This is a genomic window from Dyadobacter sp., assembly GCF_051859145.1.
GTDB lineage: Bacteria > Bacteroidota > Bacteroidia > Cytophagales > Spirosomataceae > Dyadobacter.
In genome coordinates, this window is record NZ_JBHYGF010000358.1 from 1 (window position 1) to 4,356 (window position 4,356).

General features: G+C 44.1%; 5 protein-coding genes and 1 pseudogene. All 6 read right to left on the reverse strand.

The features are described 5' to 3' along the window. Positions 1–240: pseudogene (locus tag ACTIE6_RS18890) on the reverse strand (NAD-dependent epimerase/dehydratase family protein); the annotation flags it as partial. A gap of 226 nt (positions 241–466) precedes the next feature. Next, positions 467–718, reverse strand: a complete 252-nt coding sequence (locus ACTIE6_RS18895) for a hypothetical protein (protein WP_439558127.1) — start codon at positions 716–718, stop codon at positions 467–469. 78 nt (positions 719–796) lie between these two features. Continuing rightward, positions 797–2,530, reverse strand: a complete 1,734-nt coding sequence (locus ACTIE6_RS18900) for a M3 family oligoendopeptidase (protein ID WP_439558128.1) — start codon at positions 2,528–2,530, stop codon at positions 797–799. 44 nt (positions 2,531–2,574) lie between these two features. After that, positions 2,575–2,925, reverse strand: coding sequence for a DUF5615 family PIN-like protein (locus ACTIE6_RS18905; RefSeq protein WP_439558129.1), 351 nt, complete (start codon positions 2,923–2,925; stop codon positions 2,575–2,577). Then, positions 2,922–3,152, reverse strand: coding sequence for a DUF433 domain-containing protein (locus tag ACTIE6_RS18910; RefSeq protein ID WP_439558130.1), 231 nt, complete (start codon positions 3,150–3,152; stop codon positions 2,922–2,924). Before ACTIE6_RS18910 ends, ACTIE6_RS18905 begins: the two co-directional genes overlap by 4 nt. Before the next feature lie 42 nt (positions 3,153–3,194). Continuing rightward, a partial coding sequence (locus ACTIE6_RS18915; RefSeq protein ID WP_439558131.1) for a cation:dicarboxylate symporter family transporter occupies positions 3,195–4,356 on the reverse strand: 1,162 nt, incomplete at its 5' end.

The window sequence follows — 4,356 nt, forward strand, 5'->3', positions numbered from 1 at the left end:
GTATTCTTTGAAAATCGGCTCCAGTTCACTTACTTCTCTGATATCTGCTGCATAGTGCTTATAATTCCCGAAAGCTTCCTGGATACGGTTACGGTTCCACTCTGTATTTCCATCCGCTCCGAAAAAGTATTGACGCAGGTTGTTGTCAACACCGATGACAAGATCAAATTTGCCAGCCAGAAAAGCAACCGATTCGCTTCCTATTAATCCAGCCGAGCCGGTTACCAAAGCTATATCCATGTTTGTGTATTTTTAATTACTTATTTCTTGATGATACCAGATCTACTTGCCTCGAATACGTAAAGTAAATTAAAAATGTTCAAAATCTCGCAACATCGGTTATCGAATGGGCGGCCGCAAACAGGCTATCCGTGAGCACCGATATTGAAAATATTCAATACAGGATCAAAAAAAAGATATCCCCGCGCTGACAGGGATATCTCTATATAATTTGACAGAAATGCTGTTATTGTTTCACTACAGAATTAGTGATTCCACCGTAAAGCTTTGCTCTGATGCTATTTACACGTGTATCAAGCTCAGGCTGCGCCTCGTATTTGTATGACATCTGGCGAGGCAATGAGTCCGGACTTACACCGTAAACGTATTCATTCCCGGTATTCAGGTCCTTTTGCTCAATATGATTATACTTCTGGTATTCGCAGGAAGTAAGCAACGCCGCACAAGCTACAAACGCAACAATTCTATATAGTTTCATTTCTTTGACAGTTCAATTGTATTATGCGCAAAAATAGCGGCCATTTTTATAACCACCAAATCGTTGCTAAACGGATTGTTATTTTTTTAGGGCTTCCAGTTCGTTGCTGACAAACTGCATCAGCTCGGTGATATTCTTCTCCGAAAAATCGAAAGGAACATTCGCCGCCTGATATATTTCGCCGATTGTGGCCGTATAACCCAGTTTCAGTGCGTCGAGGTAACCTTTGAGCCCAGCTTCCGGATTTTCCCGGTAATTTTTCCAAACTCCGATCGCGCCAAGCTGCGCAATTCCGTATTCAATATAATAGAAAGGAACCTCGTAGATGTGCAGCTGACGTTGCCACAGATACTTTTTGAAATTTTCAAGTCCGGTCCAGTCCATTACTGAGTCCGTAAATTCCTCATAAATCCTGACCCAGGCAGCCTGCCGTTCTGTTGCAGTATGTGCCGGATTTTCATACATCCAATGCTGGAATTTGTCTACCGTAGCTACCCAAGGCAGCGTTTCGATGATAGATTCAAGATGCTGGATTTTGGCTCTTTTCAGGTCTGTCTCATTCTCAAAGAATTCATCCCAGAAATCCATTGTAATCAGCTCCATGGACATCGAAGCCAGTTCCGCTACTTCCGACGGAGTATGTTTGAATGAATTCAATGACAGATCACGGGTTACAAATGAATGCACCGCGTGCCCACCTTCGTGCAGCAGCGTAACCATGTCGCGCAGATTCGAAGTTGCATTCATAAAAATGAAAGGCACCCCAATCTCATCAAGCGGATAATTATAACCTCCCGGCGCTTTTCCTTTCCGCGATTCCAGATCAAGGTGGTTCATCGCCTTCATTACTTTCAGGCAATTTCCAAGGAATGGATCAAGACGGGTAAAGCAGCGGATTGTTTTGTCCAGAAGCTCCTCTCCGGTTGCAAACGGTTTCAATGGCGGCAAACCTTTTGGGTCTACCTTGGTATCCCACGGACGAAGTGAATCCACCTGCAGCGACGCTTTTCTGGCAATTGCCATGGTATTCAATAGCGGTACCACCGCTTTTTTGACTGAATCATGGAAGTTGAAGCAATCTTCGGGCGTGTAATCGAAACGGCCCATTGCAGCAAACATATAATCGCGGTAGTTATCAAAACCGGCATTCTGACCGACTTTGTTACGCAGCGTAATCAGCGAATTCAGCAGTTCGTCGAGCTTATCATGGTCTTGGTAACGTCGCTCACTGATAGCCCGCCAGGCTTCCTCCCGAATTGCGCGATTTGTGGACTGCAGTCGGTCAGCGGCTTTTTGCAGAGTCATTTCCTCACCGTCAAGTGTAACCGTCATAGCGCCTGCTATTGCGCCATACTTTCGCTCTTCGGTCTGCATTTCGGTAATCAGCGGGATATTTTCATCACGGAAAATCTCGATCGCTTTCTTCATTCCGCGCAATGTAATGGCAAATCCGGGCTCCGTCAGTTCGTCCAGGAATGGATTATCTACCACTTTTTTATCTAAAGCATTACCGTATTCGGCCAGTTTAGGCTGGATTTCTGTGATGAAAAACTGCAATGCATTGATCAGTCCGGTATTAGCGGTATCGCAGGTTTGCCGGATATACCGCCAGGCGAAATTTTCAGATAAGTAGGATTCAATTTCGCTGCGGTCTGAAAACCATTGTTTCAAATCTTCCGCAGAGTTGATCTCACGGTTTTTAAGATTTTCAAAAAACGGCTGAACATCATTCCAGCTTTTCAAATCAAATTCTTCCCCAATAAAAACCCGGCCCGCCCGGGTTGGTATATGTACTGTTTCTTGGTCAATCATAGTTTATGTACTTGGTAATTCTAATTCAATGGAAATCAATGTGCTTACAGAAAAGATCTTGATCTGATTTTCTTGACAGTAATTGTTGTAAAATGATTATAAAGGTCTTTGGCACGCTCATTTAAAAGTTTAGTTAAAATCTTAGTTATAGATTCCGTTTCAAGAAAATGGTACCTGAGAAAAATTACGCTGATCCCTGAAATATGGTGCGCATACACCCATTCTCCAAAATCTTTATCTTCTGTCAAAATGATCCTCGGCGGATTTCGGGAAAATTCAATGATCTCCTCATCCGCATATCCTCTGTTTGACTCATAAATGGAATATACATCGCAGCCCGAATCTCGAATAGCCTGAATTATTCTGTGATCAATATTTTCGTCTGCCAGAATCATGAAGCTGTTTCCAGGCTTTCTTCATTCGCAACCAATTCAGCCGCATACTGGAGTACTGCCTGAACAGATTCCTGATTCAAACCCGGATACATTTGAGTTAAATCATTTATAGTTGCGCCTTCTCCCAGCTTGCGCAGAATGAGCTCGACAGATAAGCGTGTTCCTTTGATCACCGGTTTGCCCAGCATTACTTTGTGGTCAGAAACTATGAAAGTTCTATAATCCATAACTTTTCAACTTTATACCTTCATTACAAATAACAAAAATTCCTACAACTTCCGCTCCTCAGGCTGGGTAGCGTCGCTCAGGTTATCTGTTACAACATTCTCCGTTTCCCTGATGTTCTCAAATGCATAATTCATTTTGTCTCGGTCAAATTCCTTTTCGTTATTCGCCAGCCAGATTGTCGCGACGCCGTTTCCGATAAAATTGGTAATCGCGCGGGCTTCGGACATGAAGCGGTCTACGCCTAATAGCAATGCAAGTCCCTCGACCGGAATAACCTTAATTGCCGTCAATGTCGACGCAAGTACCACAAATCCGCTGCCTGTTACACCTGCTGCACCTTTGGACGTAACCATCAAAATCCCGATCAGCGAGAGTATTTGTCCGAAAGTCAAATGCACATTGAATACCTGCGCCAGAAAGATCGTCGCCATGGAAAGGTAAATTGTTGTACCATCGAGGTTAAATGAATAACCTGCCGGTACCACCAGTCCGACCACCGGTTTCGAACAGCCCATTCGTTCCAGTTTCACCATTAATGAAGGCAAGGCAGCTTCCGACGAAGAAGTACCAAGCACAATCAGCAGCTCCTCACGAATGTATTTCAGGTAAGACCATAGATTGACTTTGTACATTCTCAAAACCAGGCTGAGTACCCCAAAAATGAATATCGCCATGGTGGCATAAACGGTTCCCATTAACTTGGCAAGCGGCAGCAGTGTATCAATTCCATATTTCCCGATCGTATACGCCATTCCGCCGAATGCGCCGATCGGGGCGAAAATCATCACCAGGTGCAATGCACGGAACACGTATTTGGACACAAAATTCAGCCAGTGAATAACCTTATCCTTTCCTGAATACTTGCTCAGCACAGTCCCCAGAACAAGCGAAAACAGCAAAACCTGTAAGGTAACGTTGTCCAGAAAGAATTGCAGCCAACTGAAATCGCCGACCTTATTCGCATATACCGAAATATCCCCTTTTTGCAAGTTGCTGGTAACAACTCCCTTTCCCGGCTGGATAATATTGGCAACTACCACACCAACAACCAGGGCGAGCGTTGTAACAACCTCAAAGTAGATGAGCGCCTTGGCTCCCACTTTACCCACTTTTTTCAAGTCGCCCATTCCGATAATGCCGAGCGTAATCGTCAGGAATATGATCGGATTGATGAAGATTTTGACGATCTGGATAAAGCCTTTG

Bases quoted from the DNA above. Each gene is read 5' to 3' on its own strand.
- ACTIE6_RS18895 (WP_439558127.1), bottom strand. From the start codon at position 718: ATGAAACTATATAGAATTGTTGCGTTTGTAGCTTGTGCGGCGTTGCTT.
- ACTIE6_RS18900 (WP_439558128.1), bottom strand. From the start codon at position 2,530: ATGATTGACCAAGAAACAGTACATATACCAACCCGGGCGGGCCGGGTT.
- ACTIE6_RS18905 (WP_439558129.1), bottom strand. From the start codon at position 2,925: ATGATTCTGGCAGACGAAAATATTGATCACAGAATAATTCAGGCTATT.
- ACTIE6_RS18910 (WP_439558130.1), bottom strand. From the start codon at position 3,152: ATGGATTATAGAACTTTCATAGTTTCTGACCACAAAGTAATGCTGGGC.